General features: G+C 42.7%; 26 protein-coding genes and 5 tRNA genes. 20 read left to right on the top strand and 11 right to left on the bottom strand.

Translation table 11 applies throughout. The features are described 5' to 3' along the window. From clpP to DRF63_RS06955, 4 genes are all read left to right on the top strand, one after another. The gene (clpP, locus tag DRF63_RS06970) at positions 1 to 591 is read left to right on the top strand and encodes an ATP-dependent Clp endopeptidase proteolytic subunit ClpP (RefSeq protein WP_005598326.1); all 591 of its coding nucleotides are present in this window, start codon (positions 1 to 3) and stop codon (positions 589 to 591) included. Further along, on the top strand, positions 591 to 1850 hold the full coding sequence (gene clpX, locus DRF63_RS06965) for an ATP-dependent protease ATP-binding subunit ClpX (protein WP_005598324.1): 1260 nt from the start codon (positions 591 to 593) through the stop codon (positions 1848 to 1850). Before clpP ends, clpX begins: the two co-directional genes overlap by 1 nt. Positions 1851 to 1943: 93 nt before the next feature. After that, on the top strand, positions 1944 to 2924 hold the full coding sequence (gene lpxK, locus DRF63_RS06960) for a tetraacyldisaccharide 4'-kinase (RefSeq protein WP_005598322.1): 981 nt from the start codon (positions 1944 to 1946) through the stop codon (positions 2922 to 2924). Between the two features lies 1 nt (position 2925). Beyond that, positions 2926 to 3093: a Trm112 family protein gene (locus tag DRF63_RS06955; RefSeq protein ID WP_005598320.1), complete on the top strand. Its 168-nt coding sequence runs from the start codon at positions 2926 to 2928 to the stop codon at positions 3091 to 3093. A 158-nt stretch (positions 3094 to 3251) separates the two neighbouring features. Here the strand turns inward: DRF63_RS06955 and DRF63_RS06950 are convergent, their stop codons facing one another. The 4 genes from DRF63_RS06950 to gltX form a co-directional block, all read right to left on the bottom strand. Then, complete coding sequence (locus DRF63_RS06950; protein ID WP_005605064.1) at positions 3252 to 3512, bottom strand: Txe/YoeB family addiction module toxin; 261 nt, start codon at positions 3510 to 3512, stop codon at positions 3252 to 3254. Continuing rightward, entirely contained in the window at positions 3509 to 3760 is a 252-nt protein-coding gene (gene yefM / locus DRF63_RS06945; protein ID WP_005598318.1) for a YoeB-YefM toxin-antitoxin system antitoxin YefM, read from the bottom strand. Before yefM ends, DRF63_RS06950 begins: the two co-directional genes overlap by 4 nt. 211 nt (positions 3761 to 3971) lie before the next feature. Further along, positions 3972 to 4047: transfer RNA gene (locus tag DRF63_RS06940), tRNA-Ala, on the bottom strand. 49 nt (positions 4048 to 4096) lie between these two features. Then, positions 4097 to 5536, bottom strand: coding sequence for a glutamate--tRNA ligase (gene gltX, locus DRF63_RS06935; RefSeq protein WP_005598316.1), 1440 nt, complete (start codon positions 5534 to 5536; stop codon positions 4097 to 4099). A gap of 203 nt (positions 5537 to 5739) precedes the next feature. Between gltX and DRF63_RS06930 the strand changes: the two genes are divergently transcribed. The 7 genes from DRF63_RS06930 (at position 5740) to DRF63_RS06900 (ending at position 10637) form a co-directional block, all read left to right on the top strand. Beyond that, positions 5740 to 5815 (top strand) — tRNA-Val (locus DRF63_RS06930). A 47-nt stretch (positions 5816 to 5862) separates the two neighbouring features. After that, positions 5863 to 5938, top strand: a tRNA-Val gene (locus tag DRF63_RS06925). A gap of 50 nt (positions 5939 to 5988) precedes the next feature. Beyond that, positions 5989 to 6064, top strand: a tRNA-Val gene (locus tag DRF63_RS06920). 50 nt (positions 6065 to 6114) lie between these two features. Then, positions 6115 to 6190: transfer RNA gene (locus tag DRF63_RS06915), tRNA-Val, on the top strand. A 249-nt stretch (positions 6191 to 6439) separates the two neighbouring features. After that, positions 6440 to 7621 (top strand): dual-specificity RNA methyltransferase RlmN, encoded by a 1182-nt coding sequence (gene rlmN / locus DRF63_RS06910; protein WP_005598300.1) that lies wholly within the window; start codon positions 6440 to 6442, stop codon positions 7619 to 7621. A gap of 53 nt (positions 7622 to 7674) precedes the next feature. Further along, complete coding sequence (pilW, locus tag DRF63_RS06905) at positions 7675 to 8223, top strand: type IV pilus biogenesis/stability protein PilW (protein WP_005598298.1); 549 nt, start codon at positions 7675 to 7677, stop codon at positions 8221 to 8223. Positions 8224 to 8297: 74 nt separating this feature from the next. Beyond that, positions 8298 to 10637 (top strand): Tex family protein, encoded by a 2340-nt coding sequence (locus DRF63_RS06900; RefSeq protein ID WP_005598295.1) that lies wholly within the window; start codon positions 8298 to 8300, stop codon positions 10635 to 10637. A gap of 189 nt (positions 10638 to 10826) precedes the next feature. Here DRF63_RS06900 and DRF63_RS06895 read toward each other — a convergent pair whose 3' ends face one another. The 4 genes from DRF63_RS06895 to sppA all read right to left on the bottom strand — a co-directional run bounded on the left by DRF63_RS06895 (position 10827) and on the right by sppA (position 15498). Then, a complete protein-coding gene (locus DRF63_RS06895; protein WP_005598292.1) occupies positions 10827 to 12113 on the bottom strand; it encodes an NAD(P)/FAD-dependent oxidoreductase in 1287 nt (428 codons plus the stop codon). Between the two features lie 104 nt (positions 12114 to 12217). Continuing rightward, a complete protein-coding gene (locus DRF63_RS06890) occupies positions 12218 to 12739 on the bottom strand; it encodes a SprT family zinc-dependent metalloprotease (RefSeq protein WP_005598290.1) in 522 nt (173 codons plus the stop codon). Beyond that, on the bottom strand, positions 12740 to 13507 hold the full coding sequence (locus DRF63_RS06885) for a ribonuclease T2 family protein (protein WP_005598288.1): 768 nt from the start codon (positions 13505 to 13507) through the stop codon (positions 12740 to 12742). 134 nt (positions 13508 to 13641) lie between these two features. Further along, positions 13642 to 15498, bottom strand: coding sequence for a signal peptide peptidase SppA (gene sppA, locus DRF63_RS06880; RefSeq protein WP_005598286.1), 1857 nt, complete (start codon positions 15496 to 15498; stop codon positions 13642 to 13644). 102 nt (positions 15499 to 15600) lie between these two features. On the opposite strand from sppA, the gene DRF63_RS06875 reads away from it, so the two are divergent. Both DRF63_RS06875 and DRF63_RS06870 read left to right on the top strand, forming a co-directional pair. Continuing rightward, the gene (locus DRF63_RS06875) at positions 15601 to 16176 is read left to right on the top strand and encodes an NAD(P)H nitroreductase (RefSeq protein ID WP_005598283.1); all 576 of its coding nucleotides are present in this window, start codon (positions 15601 to 15603) and stop codon (positions 16174 to 16176) included. A gap of 27 nt (positions 16177 to 16203) precedes the next feature. After that, positions 16204 to 17025, top strand: coding sequence for an SDR family NAD(P)-dependent oxidoreductase (locus DRF63_RS06870; protein ID WP_005620429.1), 822 nt, complete (start codon positions 16204 to 16206; stop codon positions 17023 to 17025). A 97-nt stretch (positions 17026 to 17122) separates the two neighbouring features. On the opposite strand, the gene DRF63_RS06865 is transcribed toward DRF63_RS06870, so the two are convergent. The 3 genes from DRF63_RS06865 to DRF63_RS06855 form a co-directional block, all read right to left on the bottom strand. After that, positions 17123 to 19273: a heavy metal translocating P-type ATPase gene (locus tag DRF63_RS06865; RefSeq protein WP_005598279.1), complete on the bottom strand. Its 2151-nt coding sequence runs from the start codon at positions 19271 to 19273 to the stop codon at positions 17123 to 17125. Between the two features lie 238 nt (positions 19274 to 19511). After that, on the bottom strand, positions 19512 to 19712 hold the full coding sequence (locus DRF63_RS06860) for a heavy-metal-associated domain-containing protein (protein ID WP_005598277.1): 201 nt from the start codon (positions 19710 to 19712) through the stop codon (positions 19512 to 19514). Positions 19713 to 19729: 17 nt separating this feature from the next. Continuing rightward, positions 19730 to 20182, bottom strand: a complete 453-nt coding sequence (locus tag DRF63_RS06855) for a DUF411 domain-containing protein (RefSeq protein ID WP_005598275.1) — start codon at positions 20180 to 20182, stop codon at positions 19730 to 19732. A gap of 85 nt (positions 20183 to 20267) precedes the next feature. On the opposite strand from DRF63_RS06855, the gene cueR reads away from it, so the two are divergent. The 7 genes from cueR (at position 20268) to phoR (ending at position 26673) form a co-directional block, all read left to right on the top strand. Then, a complete protein-coding gene (gene cueR, locus DRF63_RS06850; RefSeq protein ID WP_005598272.1) occupies positions 20268 to 20654 on the top strand; it encodes a Cu(I)-responsive transcriptional regulator in 387 nt (128 codons plus the stop codon). A gap of 121 nt (positions 20655 to 20775) precedes the next feature. Then, positions 20776 to 21819 (top strand): phosphate ABC transporter substrate-binding protein PstS, encoded by a 1044-nt coding sequence (gene pstS / locus DRF63_RS06845; protein WP_005598270.1) that lies wholly within the window; start codon positions 20776 to 20778, stop codon positions 21817 to 21819. 148 nt (positions 21820 to 21967) lie between these two features. Next, positions 21968 to 22921, top strand: a complete 954-nt coding sequence (gene pstC, locus DRF63_RS06840) for a phosphate ABC transporter permease subunit PstC (RefSeq protein ID WP_005598268.1) — start codon at positions 21968 to 21970, stop codon at positions 22919 to 22921. A 107-nt stretch (positions 22922 to 23028) separates the two neighbouring features. Beyond that, positions 23029 to 23772: a phosphate ABC transporter permease PstA gene (gene pstA / locus DRF63_RS06835; RefSeq protein WP_233432375.1), complete on the top strand. Its 744-nt coding sequence runs from the start codon at positions 23029 to 23031 to the stop codon at positions 23770 to 23772. Between the two features lie 8 nt (positions 23773 to 23780). After that, positions 23781 to 24560 carry a phosphate ABC transporter ATP-binding protein PstB gene (gene pstB, locus DRF63_RS06830; RefSeq protein ID WP_005620432.1) on the top strand — a complete coding sequence of 260 codons (780 nt, stop codon included), beginning with the start codon at positions 23781 to 23783 and terminating at the stop codon, positions 24558 to 24560. A gap of 131 nt (positions 24561 to 24691) precedes the next feature. Next, the gene (gene phoB, locus DRF63_RS06825) at positions 24692 to 25381 is read left to right on the top strand and encodes a phosphate regulon transcriptional regulator PhoB (RefSeq protein WP_080549926.1); all 690 of its coding nucleotides are present in this window, start codon (positions 24692 to 24694) and stop codon (positions 25379 to 25381) included. Continuing rightward, complete coding sequence (gene phoR / locus DRF63_RS06820; protein WP_005598259.1) at positions 25381 to 26673, top strand: phosphate regulon sensor histidine kinase PhoR; 1293 nt, start codon at positions 25381 to 25383, stop codon at positions 26671 to 26673. The genes phoB and phoR overlap by 1 nt, the downstream gene beginning before the upstream one ends. Positions 26674 to 26722: the final 49 nt, after the last annotated feature.

Here is a 26722-nt window from a genome sequence, read left to right as displayed (position 1 = left end):
ATGGCATTAGTACCAATAGTGGTTGAGCAAACCTCCAAAGGCGAAAGATCGTATGATATTTATTCGCGCTTGTTGAAAGAACGTATTATTTTTTTAACAGGGCAAGTGGAAGATCATATGGCGAATTTAATCGTCGCTCAAATGCTTTTCTTAGAAGCGGAAGATCCGGAAAAAGATATTTATTTATATATTAACTCACCGGGCGGCGTAGTTACCGCCGGCTTGGCGATTTACGACACCATGAACTTTATTAAACCGGATGTGGCGACACTTTGTACCGGACAGGCTTGCTCAATGGGGGCGTTCTTGTTATCTGGCGGCGCGAAGGGTAAGCGTTTCGCTTTACCGAATGCTCGTGTGATGATCCACCAACCTCTAGGCGGTGCGAGAGGACAAGCGACCGATATTCAAATTCAGGCGCAAGAAATTTTAAAATTAAAAGAAATGCTGACTCGAAAAATGGCGGAGCATAGCGGACAGCCGTTTGAGAAAGTGGCGGCGGATACCGAGCGAGATAATTTTATGTCGGCGGTTGAAGCGATGGAATACGGTCTAATTGATAAAGTTTTAACGCACAGAGATATGAAATAATGGCAAATTTCGAGAAAGAACCGCATTGTAGTTTTTGTGGTAAAAGACGTACCGAAGTTGATCAACTGGTAGAAGGTACGGAAGGTTATATCTGTAATCACTGTATTGAAGAGTCTTACGCATTGTTAAACGGCGAAGAAGAACCGTTAATCGATGAAAAACAGGATGAACAGAAGTTTTTTGAAAATGTGCCGACGCCACACGAGATCAATGCGCATTTAGATGAGTATGTTATCGGTCAAGAGCATGCGAAAAAAGTGTTGTCCGTAGCGGTTTATAACCACTATAAACGTTTACGTAACGCGCTTTCCGGTCATAAAGAAACCAACGGCGTAGAGTTGGGTAAAAGTAACATTTTATTAATCGGCCCGACCGGTAGCGGTAAAACCTTATTGGCGGAAACGTTAGCGCGCCGTTTAAACGTACCCTTTGCGGTTGCGGATGCAACCACGCTGACGCAAGCCGGTTATGTCGGTGAAGACGTAGAAAACGTGATTCAAAAATTACTGATGAAATGTGATTTTGATGCGGAACAAGCGGAACGCGGTATCGTCTTTATTGATGAGATTGACAAAATCACCCGTAAGTCGGAAAGCCCGTCGATTACCCGCGACGTATCCGGTGAAGGCGTGCAACAGGCGTTATTAAAATTAATCGAAGGCACGGTAGCGAATATCAACCCGCAAGGCAGCCGTAAGCACCCGAAAGGCGAAACGATTCCGGTCGATACCTCTAAAATCCTCTTTATTTGCGGCGGAGCGTTTGCCGGTTTAGATAAGATTGTCGAGGCTCGTAGTAACAAGCAAGGCGGAATCGGTTTTGGCGCAGAATTGAAAAAAGATAAAGAACGTGAAGATCTCACCGAGTTATTCAAACAAGTTGAGCCGGAAGACTTGGTTAAATTCGGTTTAATTCCGGAGCTTATCGGTCGATTACCGGTTGTGACTCCGTTACAAGAACTGGATGAAGAAGCGTTAATTCAAATTTTAACCGAACCGAAAAATGCGATTATCAAGCAATATCAAGCATTATTCCAAATGGAAGGTGTTGAGCTGAAATTTACCAAAGAGGCGTTAATTGCAATCGCGCAGAAATCTATTTCACGCAAAACCGGTGCACGCGGTTTACGCTCGATTGTTGAGAATCTACTGTTAGATACGATGTATAACTTGCCGACACTTAAAGCAGAGAAAAATGTGAAAAAAGTGACGGTTGGCAAAGGTTGTGTTGAAAACGGCGATAAGCCGAAAGTAGAGTAAGCATCGCTAAAATGGACAATGTTCTTCATTGTCCATTTGTTTTATCTGTAGGCATCGCCGTTACGCAAACGATAGTATCTTTAAAGAAATTATATGAATATTTGGCAATCTACCTCAATTATCACTTGGCTGCTTGCGCCGTTTTCATTGTTGTTTTGGCTGGTTAGTCAAATCCGCTTGTTTTTGTTTCGCAAAAAAATCTTAAAATCTTACCGCTCTCCGGTGCCGGTGTTAGTGGTCGGTAATATTTCAGTGGGTGGTAACGGAAAAACGCCTGTGGTTGTGTGGCTTGTGGAACAGCTACAACAACGTGGTGTGAAAGTCGGTGTGATTTCGCGCGGATATGGCGGCAAAAGTAAGGATTTTCCTCAATTAGTCACCAACCAGAGTTCAGCGGAAATGGTGGGCGATGAACCTGTGTTGATTGTGCAACGAACCGGTGTGCCGCTGGCAATTTCAGCTAATCGTCAGCAAAGTATCGAATTATTACTGAATCAATTTAAGCTGGATTTAATTGTTACCGATGACGGCTTGCAACATTACGCCTTACAGCGAGATATCGAATGGGTTGTGGTTGATGGCATACGTCGTTTTGGTAACGGTTTTGTTTTGCCTGCCGGCGGCTTGCGTGAGCTGCCAAGCCGTTTACAAACGGTACAAGCGATTATCTGTAACGGTGGTATTGCTCATCAGAATGAACATTTAATGACACTCGAGCCTGAATTTGCCGTTAATCTAAGAACGGGCGAGCAAAAGCCGATAACTGATTTTATCGGGCAAGAATGTGTGGCGATTGCCGGAATCGGGCATCCTCCCCGATTTTTTAATATGCTTGAAAATTTAGGCGTTAAATTACTTAAAACACAAGGCTTTGCCGATCACCAAGCATTTGAACCAGCTCAACTTAAAGCGCTTGCAGCCGAACAAATTCCATTACTTATGACGGAAAAAGATGCGGTAAAATGCCGAACTTTTGCTCAGCAAAATTGGTGGTATGTACCGGTTTCTGCAAAATTTTCTCCGGAATCGACTGCTTGTTTACTCGAACCGATTTTAAAACGATTAGGAAAATAATATGAACGAAAAACTAATTAATCATCTTGCTTGTCCGGTAACCAATACCGGACTGGAATGGGATAAAGCCAATAATCGCTTGATTAGCCGTGAAGCAAAATTAGCTTATCCAATTGAAAACAGTATTCCGGTTTTATTACCGGAAGCAGGCGAAAAGCTCGAAGACTAAATGTCTTAAAAATTTAAAGCACAAGCGGTCAATTTTTACGGACTTTTTGCAAAAAATCGTTGAAATTTCACCGCTTGCGATTGCGAACTATGGCCATCATAGCCATAGTTTATCGGTAATAAAAAAGCCCTATCCATTTCTGAATAAGGCGTTTTAAATTACTGATCATAATGGTATCTACACGCTACTATTAAAATTGCTTCATCTTCCACGCTGTAAATTAAGCGGTGTTCTTCATTGATTCGCCTTGACCAAAATCCCGAAAGATTGAATTTTAGCGGCTCCAGTTTTCCTATGCCTTCGAATGGTTGGCGTTGAATATCTTTGATCAGGCTGTTTATACGTTTCAAAATTATTTTATCGGTTTTTTGCCAGTATAAATAATCTTCCCACGCATTAGACGAGAAAGTTAGCTTCATTCGATTAGCTCTCTTTCAATGCCTTGTCCCTGTCTTAATTCCGCCACACTATCCAATAGCCGTTTTGCATTGGTGGGTGAACGCATCAAATAGGCGGTTTCTTCAAGTGAACAATACTGCTCATACGACATAAGTACGCAATTTCCGCCCTTGCTTCTTGTAATTAAAATAGGCTCAAAATCTTCTGCTACTTTTGACATCGTACCGGCTAGATTTTGGCGTGCTTCTGTGTAGGTTATTGCTTGCATTTATTACTCCTTTTGATTCATATGTACAATATATTGTACATACAGAAACAATAAAAGACAACGGTAAACAACAAAATAGAGCCGGTTAGTTATGTTCCTATCATTAATAATGATTTCAGGATACGCAAGGCATGTAGAGATAATAAAAAGCCTTAAAGCGTTGTGCTATAAGGCTTGTGTAGACGTTTATTTACATCAGTTTATTTTGAATTGGTGGAGATAATCGGGATCGAACCGACGACCTCTTGAATGCCATTCAAGCGCTCTCCCAACTGAGCTATATCCCCGAAAAGTGGCGACATAATAAATGCAGCCACTGTAACTGTCAATAGGAAATTATGCTTGCGCTTGAATAAACTCGATCGCTTTTTGGATACGGGCTAAAGTACGTTCACGTCCGACTAATTTTGCAGTAATATCCATTGACGGTGATTGGCCTGAGCCGGTTACCGCTAAACGGAACGGCATACCTACTTTACCCATACCGATTTCTAAATCGGCAGCAGTCGCGTTCATCGCATCGTGAATCGCTTCTACGCTCCAATCGGTTAAAGCGGTTAATTTTTCCAATAATTTTGCAAGTGGTGCAACCGCTTCCGCTTTAAAGTTTTTCGCAGCGGCTTTTTCATCATATCCATCAAATTCTTGATAGAAATAACGGCTCGCGGCAGCTAATTCTTTTAATGTTTTCGCACGTTCGCTTAATACCGGAATGATTTCTTCTAACGCAGGGCCGTTTGAGGTATCGATAGCTTGATCATTCATATGCCACGCTAAATATTTCGCCACGTGTTCGACCGGTAAACTACGCATATAGTGTTGGTTTAACCATTGTAATTTATCGGTGTTGAACGCACTTGCCGATTTGCTTACCGAGTGAATGTCGAATAATTCGATCATTTCTTCACGGCTGAAAATTTCTTGGTCGCCGTGCCCCCAACCTAAACGGACTAAATAGTTAATTAACGCTTCCGGTAAATAACCGTCGTCACGATATTGCATTACGCTTACCGCCCCGTGGCGTTTCGATAATTTTTGACCGTCATCACCGTTAATCATTGACACGTGAGCGTAAGTCGGAATCGGTGCGCCTAACGCTTTTAAGATATTGATTTGACGAGGCGTATTGTTGATATGATCTTCACCGCGAACAACGTGAGTAATCCCCATATCCCAGTCATCTACCACCACACAGAAGTTATAAGTCGGCGAACCGTCCGTACGGCGAATAATTAAATCGTCTAATTCGCTATTACTGATTTCGATACGACCGCGTACCGCATCGTCAAACACTACCGAACCTTCTTGCGGATTTTTAAAACGCACAACGTGCGGCGCATCCGTAGGTTGATCGTGATGAGCTAAACAATGACGGTCGTAGCGAGGTTTTTCTTTATTCGCTTCTTGTTCGTGACGTAAGTTTTCCAAACGTTCTTTTGAGCAGTAGCAACGGTACGCCAAACCTTGTTCGATCATTTGATCGATAACTTGGTTATAACGGCCAAAACGTTTGGTTTGATAATATGGACCGTGTTCCCAAGCAAGATTTAACCATTCCATACCTTCAAGAATAGCAGCGGTAGCTTCCGGTGTTGAACGCTCTAAGTCGGTATCTTCAATACGTAATACGAATTCACCGTTAAAATGTTTTGCATATAACCAAGAATATAAAGCGGTACGTGCGCCGCCAACGTGTAAATAGCCGGTCGGGCTAGGCGCAAAACGGGTACGCACTTTTACATTCGGATCTAAGGGGAAAAGAGTTTCGATATTCATTATTGTGAGCCTATTAAATGATTTGCCGTGATTGGCTTTTTTAAACAAAAGATTTTTCTATTCTACTACGGTTAATCCGGTGGTTGAAGGTTAAAAAACGTAAAAAATGGAGGTTTTGGACGAAAAATTCAACAAACACGCCGAAATGTTAAAAAAGCGTTTGACGATAAATGAAAAATCTCTATAATGCCACTCCACAACACGGGCGATTAGCTCAGTTGGGAGAGCACCTCCCTTACAAGGAGGGGGTCACTGGTTCGAGACCGGTATCGCCCACCACTTTCCAATAAGTGTCTCGTGTTGATTACAATCTAATAATTGAAAACGGGCGATTAGCTCAGTTGGGAGAGCACCTCCCTTACAAGGAGGGGGTCACTGGTTCGAGACCGGTATCGCCCACCACTTTTCAACAAGTGTTCCGTTTTTCAATTCCCTTTGATGAAATCTCAAGTGGGCGATTAGCTCAGTTGGGAGAGCACCTCCCTTACAAGGAGGGGGTCACTGGTTCGAGACCGGTATCGCCCACCACTTTAGGTTTTCATCATAAACTTCAAGCTATAGCAAAGGCTATATCATGAGGGCGATTAGCTCAGTTGGGAGAGCACCTCCCTTACAAGGAGGGGGTCACTGGTTCGAGACCGGTATCGCCCACCACTATTTCCTTATCTTTATAATTCACCATCAAATAGTATTTAAAATTGGCTGTTTTGCTTTTTATTCTTATATTTTGTCGCTTTTTTGCGATCTTGATCGCAAACATCAAATTAAAAACTTCCTATTTCGTTTAAAAATCACTAGCCTTAATACTGATTGACGAGTAAAATTTGCGGTCTTTTTTATTTTATCAACCTGCAAAACTAATCCTTTTGCCGTAAACCGTGTAACAACGAGGCTTTTACTCTCATGTCAGAACAAACCCAAACTTGTGCGAGCGAAATTCAAGCAACGAATGTCGCAGTACAGCACCCTAAATCAGAAAAAATTAATCTTATGAACTTAACTCGCAAGGAAATGCGTGAGTTATTTGCCGAAATGGGCGAAAAACCGTTTCGTGCCGACCAATTAATGAAATGGATTTACCATTTCGGTGAAGATAATTTCGATAATATGAGCAATATCAATAAAGTATTGCGTGAAAAATTAAAACAAATTGCAGAAATCAAAGCGCCGGAAGTCTCTGTCGAACAGCGTTCAAGCGACGGCACAATCAAATGGGCGATGCAGGTGGGTGATCAGCAAATCGAAACCGTATATATCCCGGAAGATGACCGTGCGACTTTATGCGTTTCTTCTCAAGTTGGTTGTGCGTTAGCCTGTAAATTCTGTTCAACCGCTCAACAAGGTTTTAACCGTAACTTAACCGTTTCCGAGATTATCGGTCAAGTATGGCGAGCTTCGAAAATCATTGGTAACTTCGGGGTAACCGGTGTGCGTCCGATTACCAACGTGGTGATGATGGGAATGGGCGAACCGTTACTCAACTTAAATAACGTAATTCCGGCAATGGAAATTATGTTAGATGACTTTGCATACGGGTTATCAAAACGCCGTGTAACACTTTCAACGGCAGGTGTTGTGCCGGCGCTTGATATTATGCGTGAAAAAATTGACGTAGCATTAGCGATTTCATTGCATGCACCGAATGATGAATTGCGTGATGAAATTATGCCGATTAACAAAAAGTATAATATCAAAATGCTGATGGATTCGGTGCATAAATACCTTGAAGTATCGAATGCGAACCACGGTAAAGTGACGATTGAATACGTGTTATTAGATCACGTTAATGACGGCACGGAACACGCGCATCAGTTAGCCGAAGTATTAAAAAATACCCCATGTAAGATCAACCTTATTCCATGGAACCCTTTCCCGGAAGCACCTTACGGTAAGAGCTCAAATAGCCGAGTGGATCGTTTCCAAAAAACGTTAATGGAATACGGTTTTACGGTTATTGTACGCAAAACTCGCGGTGATGATATTGATGCCGCTTGCGGTCAGCTTGCCGGTGATGTCATCGACCGAACCAAACGTACCATGGAAAAACGTAAGTTTGGCAAAGGTATTGCGGTACAAAACCATTAACTAATTTCTCCCTTCGCAACTAAGTGAGGGGAGTATATCTTGAGGAGAACAATATGAACCTTGCAAAATTTTTGCGAAATTTGACCGCTTGTATGCTGTTATCCGTGTTATTCGGTTGTTCTTCTCAGCTTCCAACCTCCCAAATTACCTTTAATCGTTCGGAAGCGGTTAAAGCCCGGATTAATTTAGCCTTAGCGTATCTCGATCAACATGATTTACCCAAAGCGAAAGAGAATATTGATAAAGCGCTAAGCCACGATCAAAACGATTATTTGCCTCACTCTGTTTTAGCTTATTACTATCAGCAAATCGGTGATCAAGTTCATGCGGAACAGGCTTATCAGCAAGCATTGAAATCAAGTGATAATCGTCCGGATGTCTTAAATAATTACGGAACTTTTCTGTGTAAACAAGCCAAATTTGATCAGGCATATCAGCAGTTTGAGCAAGCGGTGAAAAGCGAACAACCTTATTATCATCAAGCCGATAGCCTCGAAAATATTGTGTTATGTGCCAAACAAGAGCCGAATTTAGCTAAAGTAAACGAAGCGTTAAGCCAATTAGAAAAGCTGGATAAAGCAAGAGCGGCGGCACTACGCTAGCTCGAACTTTTATTTTTGGGCATTGTCTTTTTTACTGATAAAATAAAGCGAATTTTATTTGTTAGGAAAACGTAATGTCAGAGCTCAATACACAAATTAGCCAGATTATTGCCACAGAACTTTCTGTTGGCTCACATCAAATTCTCGCCGCAATCAAATTACTCGATGAGGGTAATACTATTCCATTTATCGCACGTTATCGTAAAGAAGTCACCGGCGGTTTAGACGATACTCAATTACGTCACTTTGAAACACGTTTAATTTATTTGCGTGAGTTGGATGATCGCCGTCAAACGATCCTTAAGTCAATTGAAGATCAAGGTAAATTGACGGATGAATTACGTACCAAAATCGAAACGACTGAAAGTAAAACCGAATTAGAAGATCTTTATCTGCCTTATAAACCGAAACGCCGTACTCGTGGGCAAATTGCTATTGAGGCGGGGCTTGAGCCGTTGGCAGATAGCTTATGGAATGATCCGAACCAATCACCGGAAATGTTAGCGGAATCTTTTATTGATGCGGAAAAAGGTGTAGCGGATGTTAAATCTGCGTTAGACGGTGCGCGTTATATTCTGATGGAGCGTTTTTCAGAAGATGCCGAATTACTTGCAAAATTACGCCAATATTTGACCGCTTACGCAACGCTAGAATCAAAAGTGATTGAAGGTAAGGAAGAAGAAGGCGAAAAATTCCGCGATTATTTTGCGCATAGCGAACAGTTTAAATCTGTACCTTCGCACCGTGCGTTAGCAATGTTCCGAGGCAGAAACGAAGGCGTATTATCACTTTCGTTAAATGCGGATCCTGAAGCGGAAGAAGGCGCTCGAACAAGCCATTGCGAAGAAATTATTCGCCAGCATTTAGGTGTGATATTCAATCAACAACCGGCAGACAAATGGCGTGAGCAAGTGATTGCTTGGACATGGAAAATTAAAGCGGCACTTCATTTGGAAACCGAATTAATGGGCGCATTGCGTGAGAAAGCGGAAGAAGAAGCGATTGACGTATTTGCTCGCAATCTGTCTGCGCTATTAATGGCAGCACCGGCAGGTGCAAAAAATACCATGGGCTTAGACCCGGGCTTACGTACCGGTGTGAAAGTAGCTGTGGTGGACAATACCGGTAAATTATTGGCGACCGATACCATTTATCCGCACACGACAGGCAAAGCGGCAGCGGAAGTTTCGCTGTATAAATTAATTAAGCAGCATAATGTTGAGCTGATTGCGATTGGGAACGGTACGGCTTCTCGTGAAACGGAGCGTTTTGCCAAGGATGTGTTAAAACAGATCAAAGAAAACAAACCGGATATGTTGATTCCTCAAACTGTAGTGGTAAGTGAGGCGGGCGCTTCGGTTTATTCGGCTTCCGAATTAGCGGCAAATGAATTCCCTGAATTGGATGTTTCATTACGTGGTGCGGTATCGATTGCTCGCCGTTTACAAGATCCTCTAGCGGAATTGGTAAAAATCGAACCGAAAGCGATTGGCGTGGGGCAGTATCAGCACGATGTTAACCAGTCACAACTGGCTCGCAAACTGGATGCAGTAGTTGAAGACTGTGTAAATGCGGTTGGGGTGGATCTTAATACCGCTTCTGCAGCGTTATTGGCTCGTGTTGCCGGTATGAGCAAAACATTAGCACAAAATATCGTGGCGTTTCGCGATGAAAACGGACGTTTTAACGCACGTTCCGACCTGAAAAAAGTGCCTCGTTTAGGGCCGAAAGCCTTTGAACAGTGTGCCGGTTTTATGCGAATTATCGGCGGTAAAAATGCGTTAGATGCTTCTAGCGTGCATCCGGAGGCTTATCCGGTGGTGGAAAAAATTCTCCAAGCAACCGATTCAACCCTTGCGGAATTAATGGGTAATGCGACTCGTATTCACCAACTGAATGCAAAAGACTTTGTGGACGAACAATTCGGTTTACCGACTGTAAACGATATTTTCAAAGAGTTGGAAAAACCGGGACGCGATCCACGCGGTGAATTTAAAACCGCAACCTTTATGGACGGCGTAGAAGATATTAAGGATCTGAAAGTCGGTATGATCTTAGAAGGGACGGTAACAAATGTGGCAAATTTCGGTGCTTTTGTGGATATCGGTGTGCATCAAGACGGTTTAGTGCATATTTCAATGCTATCGAACAGCTTTGTGGAAGATCCGCATAAAGTGGTGAAAGTCGGTGATTTGGTGAAAGTGAAGGTCTTAGAAGTGGACGTACAGCGTAAACGTATTGCGCTCACTATGCGTTTAGAAGATAAGCCGACCGACAAACCGGCAAGCGGTCGAAATCCGCAAGAAAATCGCAAAAATAGCGAAAAATCCGACCGCTTCTCTGGCAATAAATCGCAACATAATCAGTTCGCCAACAATGCGTTTGCCGATGCGTTGAAAGGTTGGAAGAAGTAATTCCCTCTCTGCTTGTTTTCGCTAAACGCTTCAATAAGCTGTCTCTCTCCCGCAAGGGGAGAGAGTAGAATATAGCTTAAATAAAACCACGGAACACACTAATTACACCGAATAAAATTTCCGAGTAATCTGTGTATTCCGTGGTTAATTTTTTGCAAAATCTTGCGGAAATATAACCGCTTGTTTTGCTTAGTGTAACTTCATTGACGGTCTGAGGAAGCGGTTAATTTGACCGACGAATAAAATCAGAGCGGTTTTTACCCAGCCGTGTAAAGCGACTTGGTGCATACGATATAGAGAGAGGTATGCAAGGCGTGCGATTTTACCTTCGATAAACATATCGCCGCTCATTAAGTTACCCATCAAGTTACCGACCGTGCCGAAATGAGAGAACGAAAGCAGAGAGCCTTTATCATTGAATTTAAACGGTTTTTGCTCTTTGCCTTCAAGTAAGGCAACAATGTTTTTACCGCATTGGGTAGCCATTTGGTGTGCCGCTTGCGCACGTGGCGGAATTGCTTTGCCGTCTTGGATTAATGAGGCGCAATCGCCGATAACATATACCGAATCATCTACCGTGGTTTGTAAGGTTTCTTTGATTTCAATTTGGTTGAGACGATTAGTTTCAAAACCGAATTCCTTGACAAACTCGGGCGCTTTAATCCCTGCCGCCCAAACCATCAGATTGGCTTCAATTTTTTCGCCGTCTTTAGTGATTAAGCCGTCTTCCACCGCTTCGGTAATCATCGTATTTAAACGAACGTCCACGCCGGCTTTGCGCAATTCCGCTAAAGCCGAAGCGGATACTTTTTCGGTTAATGCCGGAATTAAACGAGGACCCGCTTCGATTAACGTCACTTTCAAACTGGCTCGGTGTAATTTACCGAAGCCGTATTCGTTTAAATGTTTAACCGTATTATAAAGCTCGGCGGAAAGTTCGATACCGGTTGCACCGCCGCCGACGATTGCGATTTTTACATCTTGATCTTCACTATGTGAGAAATGTAAGAACAATTCCATCATACGTTTTTGGAATTGCTTCGCTTGCTCCGAGCCATCTAAGAAAATGCAGTGTTCCGCTGCGCCTTTAGTATTGAAATCGTTCGATTTACTGCCGATCGCAATCACTAATTTATCGTAAGCGATATGACGTTCTTTAACCAATAACTGATTCTGTTCGTTATAAATCGGCGCAAGCGTGATTTCTTTTTTATCACGATTAACCGACGTTAAAGTCCCTTGTTGAAACTCGAAAGCATGATTTTTGGCATGCGCACGGTAGCTAAGCGCATCGATGCCTTCATCCAAAGAACCGGTTGCCACTTCGTGTAACAAAGGTTTCCAAAGGTGGGTCGTATTACGGTCGATAAGAATCACTTTCGATTTTTTCTTACGACCTAATTTGTCGCCGAGGTAAGTCGCAAGCTCTAAACCGCCTGCACCGCCGCCGACTACAACGATTGTTTCGATTGTCATTGCAATACTCCAAAAGATAATAAATTGATAAAAGTCAAAAAATTTGGGTTAATTTTAGGCGCTTGAACAATAAAGTCCAGTATCTTTTAAGGTTATTTTGGCTCTTATGCTAAATTGTCTTTGGAAGTGAGGATTTGTTTACAGCGTTTACAGAGATAACGGCGACCGTCTCGCACGATAGCGTTATGACGACGAACGGAAAGCAGATGCGTTTGGCAGCCGCATTGATAAGCGAATTGTTTACCGACCACATTTTGCGTATCGAAACAATGATAGGTTTCCGCCGGTACGCCGAAAACTTGCTCCATCATCATTTTCCATTCTTTGCCGTGCGGTTGAACTCGCCCGAACTGTTGATAAACCAAAGCGTGAGCAAGTTCGTGCGGTACCACTTGTTGAATAAAAGATTGTCCGTTTTCCGCCAATAAAACGGGATTAAAGCGAATTTCATTACGTTGCAGATAAGCGACACCGGCTTTTACGCCGCGTACGGCATAACTGACCGTCGGCGGTGTAAAAGTTTTATTGAAATAACGGTCGGCTTGCTCCAAATTACGTTTAAGCTGACGTTGAACCTGCATTTTCAGCCGACGCATTAGCGCGCTGTTTTCTGTTAATTCCGTCATTTATTTCGGACAGTCCATCGGTTGCCATTTTTTATCGTAGCAAACATAGAGTTCGGTTTTGCTTGCACCTAAATAAACGCCGCGCAGCTGAGGGTTATGTTTACGCATCCATTGGAATAAATCGTTTTTGCGGAGATTTTTTGCCGGTAGTTTTAGGCTGTAAAACAACTCTTTTTGTTTGGCAAAATAGCTTTCCGCGCTATCGAAAGCGCAGCTGCCGTGTTTCTCCCATTCGCCTTGTAATAATGCGGCCCCCGGTGATTCCGGTAGATATTGCTCAATAATTTTCGCCGAAACTTCCGGTAGATCGCCTTGGCAATAGCGAGGGTGATCATCCACCGAACGGGCTTTGGCGTTTTGCGGCCATAAACCGTGGATAACCCAGCCGAAGTTTTGACTGCCGGCGCACTGATAAGCTAAACGTTGCGGTACATCGCCTTGGTTTTTATGGCGTTGCGAATCGCAAAAAGCCGGCGACCAAGAAAGCGCTAGCATATAGTAATCAACCGGTGCGTGTTTATTTTGCCCGATTTTATCTTCATACATTTTGGAATCGTAATTCATCGAAAGCGCCGCTTGAGTCGCCGAAGCGGATTGTGGCTGCGGTGCTTTGGCAATCGGCGTATCGTTTTCCGCTGCATAGTCGTTTTGTTGCTGTTTTTGTGCTTGTTTAACCGGTTTCGACGTGTTCGTTTGACTGCCAAAAAAATAAGAGATCGCCGCAAGAATCAGTAAGGCGGCCAATTTGATAAGCTGCTTTTGGTTCATATTTAATGAGTTTGAAAAGACGGATTCGAGTAGTTGGAAAGGGCGTTACTATAAACAAAAAAGAGAGGTGAGGGAAGAAAAAATAAGCGGTCGGATTTGCGAAAAAATTTGCAAATCCGACCGCTTGTAACATGCTATTTTATCGTACCGCAGGTAAGACAATATAAATAAGTATATTTAGGGTCGTTGAATTTTTGCAGTAATTCGAGCGATTGCTGCGCCTGAGCTGCAACCGGAAGCCCTAACCATGAACTCAACTGGAATTTGAGTTTAGAGCCTTTTAGCAATGAACCGAACAGACTATCGTCGCTATCAATCATCCATTGGCTTCTAAAGTGTTCGATTTCCGCTTCGTTATTCGCTTTACGTCGTTGGTTTACCAACTCGATAACCGCACTGTAAGCAGCGGTAAAATCGCCTAATTCATCGACTAAGCCGTGTTTTAACGCGTCTTCGCCCGACCATACTTGACCTTGTGCGATTTTATCGACCGCTTGTTTAGACATATTACGTCCGCGACTGACTAATTCTAGGAATCGGTCGTAGCCGCTTTCAATACTGATTTGGATTACTTCCGCTTGTTCTTTCGGCAACGTTTTTAACGGGCTGGACGAAGCAAACGGCGAAAGCGAAATACCGTCTTCTGTGACGCCTAAATTTTTAGCGGTTTTTTCAAAGCTGGTTGCCAAGCCGAAAATCCCGATCGAACCGGTAATGGTGGTCGGACTGGCGATAATTTTATCGCTGGTCGCCGAAATCCAATAACCGCCGGAAGCCGCCATACCGCCCATTGATGCGACCACAGGTTTACCGGCTTTTTGAATTTCTTCCACCTCTTGGCGGATAATTTCCGAAGCAAGTGCGCTACCGCCCGGGCTGTTTACTCTTAAAATCACGCCTCGTACGTTATCGTCTTCACGGGCTTTACGTAATAATTTGACGATCGTATCGCTTCCGGCGGAACTAGCATCGCTTTCGCCCGAAATAATTTGCCCTTCGACGTTTACCACGGCAATTTTATGTTCGGCTTGTACGTTAAAACGATCATTGAGTTCCATTGCGTAATCGAAATAATCGATACTGTTGTAATGTCCGTCTTTATCTTTGCCGAATCGTTCGACTAAAGCGGTCTGAATTTGTGCGTTTGTTGCAATATCGGTAACTAATTGTTGGCTTAACGCATATTGCGCGTCGTCGCCTTTTAGTTGTCTGTATTTTTCAATATAAGTTTGGCTGTCCAATAGCACCTGTTCGGCAGGAATCTTACGATTTTGCGCAATATCTTGGCGGATATTATGCCAAATGGAAGTCAGCCAAGTTTGGGCGTTCTGCTTCGCTTCGGCGGACATATCGTCGCGGATAAACGGCTCTACCGCCGACTTATAAGCACCGACACGGAAAATATGCGGTTCGGCTTCAATTTTATCGAGCAACGTTTTGAAATAAACATTGCTGTGACTGAGCGCATGAATATCGACAAAACCGGCTTTATTCAGGTAAATTTTATCGGCGAAACTGGCTAAATAGTATTGCGGCTGGCTATATTGTTCGCCGACGGCAATGACGGGTTTACCCGATTTTTTAAATTCGCTAATTTCATTTCCGATAAAATGTAACGAGGCGCTGTCGCCGCCTTGGAAATAGGCTAAATCCAGCACCAATCCGGTAATACGTTCATCTTTAGCCGCTTTGGCAATCGCACGTACCACATCAAAAGTGGAAATTTTTATCGGCTCGTGATTGCCTAATTCAGCCTGTACTAAACGATGGAGATCGCCGTATTTGTCGTGGTTATCGGCTAAATAGCCGTCTAAATTAAGCGTTAATGCGCCTTTTTCTATAAAATTCGTATGCTTCGTCGAGCCGCTTTCTTGATTGATTAAAGCCAGAAAAGCAAAGCAAACCAATACAAAGATAATAAAAAACAGGCTCATTACAAATTCACGAATACAACGGAAAATTTGATAAATCCCTTTTAATATTTTTAACATAATTATCCTAATTAAAACGTAAGAAATTTGCGCAATAAAATACCATAAAAAAGACGTGGAATTAACAAAATATGTTATTCTTATGCTAATTTTTACACGAAAATGTTACTGACTATGGATATTTTAGATTTATTACAACACCGTCGTTCAAATAAAAAATTCGGTGAAATCGCCCCTTCTGCGGAGCAAGTTGAAAATATGATTAAAGCGGCGTTACGTGCGCCGGATCACGGCAAGATGAAGCCTTATCATTTTGTGGTGATCGAAAAAAGCGGAATGGCGAAATTACATGAGTGTTTAGCTGCCGCAGCTATTGAGTTTAATATGGACGAAAAAAATGCGGCTAAGGCGGAAAAACTTTCCGGCCAAGCGCCGATGGTGATCGGCATTGTGGCAAAAATTAATCACGAATCACCGAAAGTACCGGCATGGGAACAGATTGTTAGTGCAGGCTGTGCAACTTATGCGATGCAATTAGCCGCAAATGCGCAAGGCTTTGAAACGGTTTGGATCAGCAAAAAATGGGTGGAAGGCTCACTATTGCGTGAAATGTTCGGTTGCCGTGCCGGTGATAAAGTAATCGGTTTATTGTTAGTCGGATCGCCGAAAGAAGACGACGGTATTTCGTTGGCACGAGAAGCGGAAGAAACGGAAGGCTTTGTGAGCGTGATTCGCTAACGATTGCAGGGCGTATTAGAGGAAAGTATGAAGACGATTCTAATTACCGGTTGTTCTTCCGGTATCGGTTATGCGACCGCCAAATTATTGAAAGAAAATGGCTGGCGAGTGATTGCCAGTTGCAGAAAATCGGCGGATATCGACCGCTTGCAATCGGAAGGCTTCGAATGCATTCGGCTTGACGTGCAAGATTCGGCACAAATTGCCCAAGCCTTTGAATATATAAAAGCAAGCGGTGGCTTGGATGCAGTATTTTGCAATGCAGGGCAAGGACAGCCGGGTTGCGTGGAAGATTTACCGCGAGAAGCGTTACGTGAATTATTCGAAATCAATGTATTCGGTGTGTGGGAAGTGATGAATCATGCACTTAAAATTTTCCGCGCCCAAAATCACGGACGTATTTTACTCACCAGCAGTATTCTAGGCTTTGCCGCAATGCACTTTCGAGGGGCTTATAATGCGACTAAATTTGCGGTGGAAGGCATGGCGGATACGCTGCGTCACGAATTACACGGCTCGAATATTTATGTTAGTTTGATTGAACCGGGCCCGATTTTAAGCGATTTCCGTTCTAATTCTTTGGATAAACTTAATAAATATATTAATGTGGAACATACCGCTAAAACGGCATTTAACCAAAAACAATATCAGCGTTTGGCAACTAAAAAGAATGATAACCCGTTTGCTAAACCGGCATCAGCGGTGGCGGAAGCTTGTCTAAAAGCCTTAAGCGATAGCAAACCGAAAGCCCGTTATCAAGTCACATTCCCAACTAAACTGTTTTGGTGGCTAAGACGTATTTTACCGACTACATGGTTCGATTTTGTGTGCCGTAAGTCCGGTGGCTAATAGCATTATAAAACCATGGAATACACGGATTACACCGAATAATATTTCCGTGTATTCCGTGGTTAGTTTTTGCAGAATTTGACCGCTTGTTTATAAGCTACTTCAACAATCTCTGACTGTTCAGCACCACGGTGATGGAAGACATTGTCATTGCAATGGCGGCGATCATCGGGTTGAGCAGCCAGCCGGTAAAAGGGTAAAGCACGCCGGCGGCAAGCGGAATGGCAATCACGTTATACATAAATGCACCGAGCAAACTTTGCTTCATATTGCGTAATACCCGTTTAGCAAACGGTAGGATTTGTAGTACCGGTGCCAAGCCGTGTTGCATCAGCGAGAGATCAGCAGTTTCGACCGCAATATCCGAGCCGTTGTGCATCGCAATGCCCACATTTGCTTGAGCGAGAGCCGGTGCGTCATTAATCCCATCGCCAATCATCGCCACCTTTTTACCTTGAGCTTGTAATTCACGAATTTTATCCGCTTTTTGCTCCGGTGAAACTTCGGCGATCACTCCGTCTAAACCGAGTTGTTGTGCAAAATATTCAGCGGTTGCTTGGCGGTCACCGGTCAGCATTAAGCATTGATAACCTTGTGCTTTAAATTTTTCAATCACCGCTTTAGATTCGTCACACAGCTGATCTTCCACCGACAGAATACCGGCTAATTGATCATTTACCGCCACAAAAATTTGCGTGGCTCGAGAAGCGGTTAAATTCCCGGAAAAATTGACAAACTTCGCATTACCGACCTTGATTTGATCTTCGCCTAAGTTGGCAACAATCCCCGCTCCTTTGACCACTTGTACATTAGTCACTTCACAAGCGGTCTGATTTTCGGCAAATTTTACAATCGCTTTGGCAATCGGGTGAGAAGCGTGGACTTCTAAACTTTTTGCCAGTTGCAACACTCGATTCGGCTCGAAACCGTTAAAGGTTTGGATATCCGAAACCGTCATTTCGCCGGTGGTGAGTGTGCCGGTTTTATCGAACACCAGTGTGTCAATTTCAGAACTGGCTTGCAAAGCCTCGATATTCCGTACTAATACGCCGAATTCAGCGGCACGAGCCACGCCAGCAATGGTGGAAAGCGGAATTGCCAAACCGAGCGCACAGGGGCAAGCGATAATTAATACGGTGGTAAAAATCGAGAGGGCAAATGAAAAGTCTTTGCCTAAGAATAGCCAAACTAGACCGCTTATCAACGCAATTGAAACCACAACCGGTACGAAAACACTTGCCACTTTATCGACAAACTGGGCGAGTGGCGGTTTACTTGATTGTGCGTGACGCACGGCATTAATCACACGAGCAAGGGCGGTTTGGCTACCGACTTGTTCGGCAATATAGATACCCGCTCCGTCTTGAATCAGCGTTCCGGCACGTACTTTATCGCCGACTTTTTTCTCAATCGGTAACGCTTCGCCGGTGAGCATTGATTCATCGACCCAAATAGAACCGCTTTCCAATCTGCCGTCCACCGCAAGGCGGTCGCCGGTGAGTGCTTGCACACGCATTTCCGGCTTGATGCCTTTGACCGGAATCGTTTGAGTCGCATTATTTTGATCAAAAACGACCGCTTGTTGCGGAGCGAGATCAAGTAATTTTTCTAAGGCAAGTGAGGAATGTTGTTTCGCTTTTAGTTCAAGAAATTTACCGAGATTGATAAAGCCGATAATCATCACGCTGGCTTCATAGTAAACGTGTGCCTGCGGTTGGGGAAAAAGCGTTAGCCAGAAGGAGTAGAGCCAAGCGACACCGGTACTGAGAGCGACTAAGGTGTCCATAGTGGAGGCTTTATTTTTAAGGCTGACCCATGCACCGATAAAGAAATCTTTACCGGCAAAATACATTGTAAATAAGCTGACGGCTGCGGCGATAAACCAATACATTAAATTGGTTGAGTTTGGGATCATACCGATAACCAGTCCCAATACGACTAAGCCGAAACCGACAATTAACGCCATAATAAATTGCCATTTTTTATGGCTTAAAGTGCGCTGGGTTTGGGCTTGTTGTTTGGCTCGGCGTTCTTGTTCGCTTTCTAAAATTTCTGCGCCGAAACCGATTTTTTCGACCGCTTGTACCATCGCTTGCGGATCCGCTTCGCCCTGTACAAATGCGGTTTGATCGGCAAGATTGACCGAAGCAAAAGTCACTCCTTCCACTTTCATCAAAATTTTTTCAACCCGACGCACGCAAGCGGCACAGTGCATACCGTCAATTAAAAGTTGTTGTTCTTTAGCCATATCTTTTCTTTCCGGTAAGTTTAACCACGGAATGGTGGTTTTATATTTTTGTTCCCCTCTTTAGTAAAGAGGGGCTAGGGGAGATTTGTCTAAACAAGAATAGCAAACCGAATACTAGAAAATAGATATAAATTTATACATTTTTATACTATTTTCTCTGTTATCACTACTGCCAAATCTCCCCCACCCCTCTTTGCTAAAGAGGGGGATTTTCTTTGAATATCAATAATTATAAGGATTAAATAACTTCCGCTTCAAAGCCAATATCATCAACGGCGGCGATAAGTGTTTCTGCATTAACAGAGCCTTCCACAATCGCTTGTTGCGGATCTAAAGTTACGGTCGCTTTAGTCACGCCTTCTACAGCATTTAAGGCTTTTTCAACGCTTTTTACGCAGTTACCGCAATGTAAGCCGTCAAGTTTGAGTGTAATTGACATTTTGTTTCTCCCAATGATTAGTTGTATGAATTGAAAATGGTGGTTGTGCCGTCTTTTTTAAGTAACAGCACATCATATTTATCTTTATGCCCCATATGTTTCGGCTGATCCATACCCGGCGAGCCAAGAGGCATTTCCGGTACGATTAGACCTACCGCATCAGCCGGTTTTTCTTTGAGTAAACGTTCGATGTCCTGTGCCGGCACGTGACCTTCAATCAAATAACCGTCCACTACCGCACTATGGCAGGCTTGCAACTTGGGTTTTAATTGTAATGTATTGTGTATATGAGCATTGCCGGTGTCATTTGCCGTTACGTTAAAACCGTGTTGTTTTAAGTGATCAATCCAAAAGTTACAACAGCCGCAAGTCGGACTTTTCCATACTTCAATATTATTGACTGCATAAGCAAAAGAAGAAGTCGCAAACATTGCACAAAGCGAAACGGTTTTTAACAGACGAAATTTCATAGTTACCTCATAAAAAAGAATGACGAATACTGAATTTTTTTATATGCTAATCCTTAACCCTAGGTTAAGGTCAAGAGGTAACAGAATGAATATTAGTCAAGCAGCAAAACATACCGAATTATCGGCAAAACAAATTCGGGATTATGAAAAAGCCGGTTTATTGCCGCAAGCAACTCGTTCAAGTAGCGGATACCGAGTTTATTCGGCGGCGGATTTAGAGCGTTTACATTTCATCAGTAATGCACGTAAGGTCGGATTTTCTTTAGTGCAGATCAGCGAATTATTAAAACTAAATGATGATCCGCATCGCACCAGTCGCGAAGTAAAGAAACTTACCGAACAACATATTGAAGAACTTCAGCAGAAAATTACCGATTTACAGCAAATGCTGACATTATTAAAAAGTTGGAGTAACTCTTGTTGCGGTAATGATAGCCCCGAATGCTCGATATTAAGCGGTTTAAAACGCTAACTTTTTTGTAAATTATTATTTTTTAAATTGTCATCAAATCGTCATATTGTTTTTTTAGAATGCGCACAGACCAAATAATCTATTCCAAACAGCTAGTTCAAACATCAATGAGGAGAACAATATGTTATTGGTAAAAGCAGCTAAAAAATTCGTTGTAATCGGGCTTTCATTAGGCGTAATGGCATCAAGCTATGCTGAAACGATTACCGGTGCAGGCGCTTCATTCCCCTATCCGATTTATGCGAAATGGGCTTCACTTTATGAAAAAGAAACGGGTAATAAAGTAAATTATCAATCTATCGGTTCCGGCGGAGGTCAGCAACAAATTATCGCAAAAACGATTGATTTCGGTGCGTCGGACGATCCGATGAAAGCGGAATTATTGGATCAACACAAATTATTACAATTCCCGGCGATTATCGGCGGTACGGTACCGGTGGTGAACTTACCGGAATTTAAAGCCGGCGAATTAAAATTATCCGGTACGGTATTGGCGGATATTTTCCTCGGTAAAATTACTAAATGGAATGACCCGGCGATTAAAGCGTTAAACGGTTCATTAAATTTACCGGATAAAAGTATTGTTGTAGTACGTCGTTCGGACGGTTCGGGTACAACATTCGGTTGGACTAACTATTTATCAAAAGTGTCACCGGAATGGAAAGAAAAAGTCGGTGAAGGTAAATCGGTTAAATGGCCTACCGGTCAAGGCGGTAAAGGTAATGAAGGCGTAGCCGCTTATGTGAAACAACTTAAATATTCCATCGGTTATGTCGAATATGCTTATGCGAAACAAAATAACTTAGCTTGGGCTTCGTTACAAAACCAAGCGGGTAAATTTGTACAACCGTCACGCGAAAGTTTTATGGCGGCGGCTGCAAATGCGCAGTGGGATAAAGCGAAAGGTATGGGTATTGTGCTAACCAATGAAAGCGGCGATAACTCATGGCCTGTTACGGCGGCAAGTTTCATCCTTGTCCATCAACAAGCGGATAATCCGACCGCAACCAAAGCGGTGTTTGATTTCTTTGATTGGGCATTTGAGAAAGGTAAAAATGCGGCGTCGGAGTTAGATTATGTGCCGTTACCGGATGAAGTCGTAACGAAAATCAAACAAAAATGGCAAAACGAAGTAAAAGATAAAGACGGTAAAGCGGTTCGCTAATCGTTAAATAAGAAATAAGCGGTTGAATTTGAAGTGTTTTTTGTAAACTTTAGATTCAGCCGCTTTTGTTTTTGTGTGACGGCGATGTCATAAAACTGTCATATTCTTTTTTTAAAATAAGTACCAAGATAAAACATTGGAGTTTTTTATGTCGAATATTCATAAACCGGGCTGTTTAAATCATCCTTTAGCGGAAGGTATATTTAAGCATACGACACAATTTTTTGCTTGGCTTGTCTTTGCGATGTTGGCAGCCATTTTGATTTCATTAGTTATTGGCAGCTGGGATTCATTAACACGCTTTGGTCTAAGTTTCTTATGGACCAACGATTGGGATCCGATTAATGAGAATTTCGGTGCGCTGGTACCGGTTATCGGTACTTTGATTTCTGCGTTAATCGCGTTATTGATTGCGGTACCGATTTCTTTCGGAATTGCGGTTTTTTTAACGGAACTTGCACCGGAATGGTTGAAACGTCCGATTGGCGTAGCGGTAGAAATGTTGGCTGCGATTCCTTCGATTATCTACGGTATGTGGGGTTTATTTGTTTTCGTACCGCTGTTCCAAGAATATATTCAACCGACTTTAATTGAGGTACTTGGCGACCTACCGCTTATCGGCGTGTTATTTTCCGGCGCACCTTTCGGTATCGGTTTATTTACCGCCGGGTTGGTGTTAGCGATTATGATCATTCCTTATATCACCTCGATGATGCGAGAAGTGTTCGGTGTGGTACCGCCGATGTTGAAAGAAAGTGCTTACGGCTTAGGTTCAACCACTTGGGAAGTAGTTTGGAAAATCGTATTACCTTATACCAAAGCCGGTGTGGTCGGCAGTATGATGTTAGGACTCGGACGTGCATTGGGTGAAACGATGGCGGTCACTTTCGTAATCGGTAATGCATTTAACTTACCTGAATCGCTCTTCTCGCCGTCCGCTTCAATCGCTTCATCAATTGCGAATGAATTTAATGAGGCGACCGGATTACAAAAATCGGCGTTGATGGAATTAGGTTTAATCTTATTCTTAATTACTACGGCCGTACTCAGTATTTCTCGCTTAATGATTTTAAAAATGACCCAAAAAGAAGGAAAGAAATAATGTATCGTAATAAAAACGGGCGTTTTTACCGCCGTAAATGTGTAAACAAAGTTATGCTCTCGGGTTCTTTCTTTGCGGTCGGGTTCGGGCTGTTTTGGCTAGGTTGAATTTTATTTACCCTAATTCATAAAGGGATTCCGGAACTCTCTTTAAGCCTGTTTACCTTACCGACGCCGGCACCGAATGAAACGGGCGGTTTAAGTAATGCGATTATGGGTTCCTTTATGATGTTGGTTTTCGCCACTTTAATCGGTACGCCGGTAGGTATTTTAGCCGGTACTTACTTAGCCGAATACGGACGTTACAGTAAGTTGGCAAAAGTTACCCGCTTCCTTAACGACATTTTACTTTCGGCGCCGTCGATTATTATCGGTTTATTTATCTATGCGATTTACGTTTCGCATGTGAAGCATTATTCAGGTTGGGCGGGTTCTTTTGCGCTCGCTATTTTAGTGATTCCGGTGGTCATACGTACCACCGACAGTATGCTGAATCTGATTCCGAATAACTTACGTGAAGCTGCTGTGGCATTAGGTTGTCCGCAATGGCGTATGATTACGATGGTTTGTTATAAAGCGGCTCGCTCAGGGATTATTACCGGGGTGTTATTGGCGGTGGCGCGTATTTCGGGGGAAACCGCACCGTTATTGTTTACTGCACTTTCAAACCAATTCAGCTCGCTGGATATGAACGCCCCGATGGCAAACTTACCGGTGGTCATTTATCAATATGCGGCAAGTCCGTTCCAAGATTGGAATAGCCTTGCTTGGGCGGGCGCAACATTAATTACCGGGTTTGTGTTATGTATAAATATTCTCACCCGTATCTTTTTCAAACCGAAACAACAATAGGAAATGCAATGAGTAACGAATTAATTTCACTACAAGACACTAAAATCGCCATCAATAACTTAGACTTTTTTTACGGTGATTTTCATGCCTTAAAAAATATCAATTTGCGCATTGCGAAAAATAAAGTTACCGCATTTGTCGGCCCTTCCGGTTGCGGTAAATCAACTTTATTACGTACCTTAAACCGAATGTATGAACAATATCCAAACCAAAGTGCGCAAGGGGAAATTCTGTTTGAAGGTGAAAACTTATTAACGACCGAAACTGATATTGCATTAATTCGAGCCAAAATCGGTATGGTTTTCCAAAAACCGACTCCGTTCCCGATGTCAATTTATGATAATGTAGCGTTTGGTATCCGTTTATTTGAAAAGTTACCGAAATCGGAATTAAATGATCGTGTCGAATGGGCATTAACCAAAGCCGCATTGTGGAACGAAGTGAAAGATAAATTAAATCAAAGCGGCGACAGTTTATCCGGCGGTCAGCAACAGCGTTTATGTATTGCACGCGGTATTGCGGTAAAACCGGAAGTGTTATTGTTAGACGAACCCTGTTCGGCGCTCGACCCGATTTCAACCATGAAAATAGAAGAATTGATCAGAGAGTTGAAACACGATTATACGGTGGCGATTGTGACCCATAATATGCAACAGGCGGCTCGTTGCTCGGATTACACCGCTTATATGTATTTAGGCGAATTAGTCGAATTTGGTGAAACCAAACAAATTTTCGATAAACCGAAATTCCAACGTACCGAAGATTACATTCGAGGTAGAATGGGTTAATTTCACTAAAATGAATCGACGCAAGCGGTCGGATTTTGCTAAAATTTTGCAAATTTTTGGTGAAATTCGACCGCTTATCAGAGCAGAAAGTTAGAAGCAGACGATGGGGCGCAAAGGATTAGAAGCATAAGATAAATGAAAAAATTCTGATTGTCGAAGATGAAAGAGCTATCCGAGAAATGATCTCTCTGTTTTTATTACAGCAGAATTATCAAGTGCTCGAAGCCGAGGATTATCAAAGTGCGGTCAAAAAGCTGAGCGAGAAACCGAAGTTAATTCTACTGGATTGGATGTTACCGGGGCGTTCGGGCATTCAGTTTATTCAATATTTAAAAAAATCGGAAGAAACCGCACAAATTCCTATCTTAATGCTCACCGCTCGCAGTTCGGAAGACGATTGCATTGTTTGTCTTAATACCGGTGCGGACGATTATGTGACTAAACCGTTCTCGCCAAAAGTGTTAATTGCCCGAATCGAATCCTTACTTAGACGAACCTATCAAAATAACGATATTATCAATATAGATGATCTGATCTTGGATCAAAATGCCAAACGCGTTACCTTCCAAAAAAAAGAAATTAGCTTAAGCAGTACCGAATATAAATTATTACACTTTTTTATGACTCATCCGGAAAAAGTCTATAGCCGAGAACAATTACTGGATTTTGTTTGGGGCAATGATATTTATGTGGAAGACAGAACGGTCGATTCGTATATTCGTCGGTTAAGAAAAAGTTTGGAACCCTGCGGTTTCGAGCGCTATGTGCAAACGGTACGCGGATCCGGTTATCGTTTTTCCAACCACTTTCAGGATAATTAATGAAAAAATTCAGCCTTTCTTTCAAGCATTTTTTTATCGAAGCGATGCTTGCCGTTGCGACGGCATTTTTATTCGGCTTATTTGCTTGGGACTTCCTGACTTGGTTGGGGCTAATTTTGGTGCTGTTACTGGTTTGGCATCATTATAACGAGCAACGTTTATTGCATCTGATTGATCCGAATCGCGACAGCAGCCGTAAAGTGCTGACGACATGGGAACATATCTCGCAAACCGTCGCGTTTTATCAAAAACGTAATCGTCGCGAGAAAATCAAAACCTTACGCTTACTCTCGAAATTAAATCGAAATATTCAATATTTGCCGGACGGTATCATTATTTGTAACCATGCCGGTACTATTCTATGGTGTAACAACGCTTCACAAGAAATCTTAAAGTTTTATTGGGACAAAAAGTTAGAAAAAAGCGTATTTAACGTGATTTTTTATGAAGAGTTTAAAAAATATTTTCATCAAAATAAGAAAAACAGACCGCTTGTCTTAATGGACAGTGACGGGCGATATATCGAATTTCATTTAAACGATTATGACAGCGAAAGTTATTTAATTATTGCGCGTGACGTGACGCAAATGATTCGTTTATTGCATTCCAGACAAATGTTCCTAACCAATATGAATCACGAATTGCGCACGCCGCTGACCGTATTGCGAGGTTATTTGGAATTATTGGAAGGGCAGGCGGAAACCGAATTGCAGCAAAAAAGTATTCATGCGATGCAATCCCAAGCGAAACGGATGGGAAATTTATTGGATCAGCTTAATTTATTGGCAAAAATTGAGACGTCTTCCAGTAAAGAACATTATGTGGTTGAAATGTCGGCGATGATTTCCGCTTTACAAAAAAATGCGGATTTTTTAAATCAGAGCAAGCAACAAATTATTTTTAATATCACGCCGAATATTACTGTATTAGGCGATGAAACCCAGTTGCAAAGTGCGGTTTCCAACTTGATTTACAATGCGGTTAAACATGCCGGTGACGGTGCAACCATTGAGGTGGATTGGCATTGGTGCGAAGAAGGTGCGGAATTTAGCGTTAAAGACAACGGTATCGGTATCGAAGACGAGCATTTACCGCATTTAACCGAGCGTTTCTATCGAGTGGACGAGTCGCGCAGCAATCAAACCGGCGGCAGCGGCTTAGGTTTGGCGATTGTTAAATATGCGTTGGAACAACACGGCTCGCAGTTACAAATTAAAAGTGAATTCGGCAAAGGCAGCCGGTTTAGCTTTATCATCAAAAAATCGCTGCTTGGTGAAACAAAAAATCATTAAAACAGTATTTTTTACTCAACAAATGGGGAATTTGCCAGTAAAATGCCTG

The sequence above is a fragment of the Actinobacillus pleuropneumoniae genome, assembly GCF_003290385.1.
Lineage (GTDB): Bacteria > Pseudomonadota > Gammaproteobacteria > Enterobacterales > Pasteurellaceae > Actinobacillus > Actinobacillus lignieresii.
The sequence above is the reverse complement of the archived record's forward strand: the minus strand, read 5'-3'. Positions and strand labels throughout refer to the sequence as shown.